At 25.4% G+C, this 2,025-nt stretch carries 2 protein-coding genes; one reads left to right on the forward strand and one right to left on the reverse strand.

Annotation, left to right across the window (positions count from 1 at the left end; all coding sequences use genetic code 11):
- Positions 1 to 616 (reverse strand): hypothetical protein (locus ACRC28_RS18395; RefSeq protein WP_438544906.1); only part of this gene is annotated, 616 nt, incomplete at its 3' end.
- A gap of 206 nt (positions 617 to 822) precedes the next feature.
- Here ACRC28_RS18395 and ACRC28_RS18400 point away from each other — a divergent pair.
- The coding region (locus ACRC28_RS18400) for an APC family permease (protein ID WP_438544907.1) at positions 823 to 2,025 on the forward strand (1,203 nt) is incomplete at its 3' end.

Raw genomic sequence — 2,025 nt, forward strand, 5'->3', positions numbered from 1 at the left:
TATCTGATAAAATACCCTTGTCTTTGCTTTCAAGAAGAGAAACAACTCGTTCCGTTAAAAATCTTGTATGACTCTCTCTTAAGTAAATATGTCTAGAGTCTGTAGAAAAAATATTTTTTGAACTATTAGCACCAACTAAAATAATTACCGGAATAAATAATTCTATTTTCTTGTCCAAATTTAAAAATCTAGATAAAAAATACGCTGTTTCATTTGCTTTACTTATTAAATTTTTTTGTAATTTTAATTCTGTGAAATATTCAAACTCCCACAGTTCTGTATTAACTTCTTTAAATCCAATACAATTTTTAAAATCTTCATAACAAAAAATAAATATTTTATCATTTCTAATCAAAACACAATCTATGTGTTTATATACTATTGAATTTTCTTTAGGAATTGGTAGATATATATTCCAAAGCACTTTACTTACTTCATCTTTATTATCTAAAAGGATGTTAACTAATTCATACTCAAGTGATGATAGACTTATCTTTTCACATAGATTAATTTTTTCATCTAATAATTTTGAATTAAGTACAAGATCATTTGAAGAATTACTGATATTGTTTTCATTTGTTGATTTTTTCTGTTTTGAATTTCCAAATAAACCCATACATTCCTCCTATAATTAAAAACTTTTTAATACTATTTATATGATAGTAGCTTTTTAAAAGTACAAATTTATATTTAAATTTTATCATTTATTTTACCATAATTCTATAATTTAAAAAATATAGAAAAAAATTCATTTTACTTTATCAAACTAAAGTGATAAAATACAATCTATAATTTTACTATATGAAAAAGGAGATTTATTATATGAGCGTAAAAAATAATAAAAAAGAAATTGGACTAATTTTTGCTATTGCATTAGTATTTAGTAATATCATCGGTGCAGGAATTTTTGTTATTCCTTCTCAGTTAGCTAATGTTTCAGGAATCTTTGGTAGTATCTTAGCATGGATTATAACCGGAAGTGGTGCAATAGTGCTTGCATTTACTTTTGCAAACTTAGGTTCTAATATTCCTGTTAATGGTGGGGTTGTAGAATACTCAAGAAAAAGTTTTGGAAACTTAATGGGTTTTATGACTGCCTGGTTATATTGGAATGGTTGTTGGATTGGAAATGCCACTCTACTAATTGTTATATTAAAATACTTAAACGGTGCATTTCCTATTTTGAATAATAATCCAATTTTAGGATTCTTAATTTGTTCAGGCTTACTGTGGCTATTTACATATATAAACATCCGTGGAACAAAATCAGTAGGAATACTTGGAACAATCCTTGCTCTTTTAAAATTAGTTATATTAGTTTTATTTATAGTTTTAGCAACTGGAATTTTTGATGTAAAAAATATAACTCCGATTTTTCAAGTAACACATGGATTAAAAAGCATTCCAATGGCTGCCGCAATTACTTTTTGGGCATTTGAAGGGATTGAATCAGCAACACTTGCTTCAGGAGAAATTAAAAATCCTAAAAGAAATGTTAAATTAAGTACAATTATAGCGTTACTTATAGCACTAGTATTTTATTTAGCAATTACTATTTTAGCTATGGGTGCTATGCCAAGACAAATGCTTGCAAATAGTATCGATCCTATTTCTCAAATTATGAGTTATGTACTAGGTAGTAAATTTTTAGTATATATTAATATTGCAATTGCATTAAGTATTTGTGGTTCATCTTTACTGTGGTTATTTTCAACTGCAAAAGCTGCTGAAGTAGCAGGTAATACTAATTTATTTCCTAAAATCTTTTCTAAAAAACATAAAAAATATGATACACCATATTTTTCTTTAATAATAGGATCTATATTAATTAATTTATTATTATTACTTAATTTATTCCAAGGATTAAATGGAGCATATAATTTTATAGTCCTTTTAGCTACATTATCATATTTACCTGTTTATGCAGTATCTACTATTGCAGAAGTTATTTTGGTAATAGATTTTAAAAATAAATCTCTTTTTAAAAAAATATTATTACTAATTCGTCCAAGTATAGCATTTATT

It is taken from the genome of Clostridium sp., from assembly GCF_051650885.1.
Classification (GTDB): domain Bacteria; phylum Bacillota; class Clostridia; order Clostridiales; family Clostridiaceae; genus Clostridium.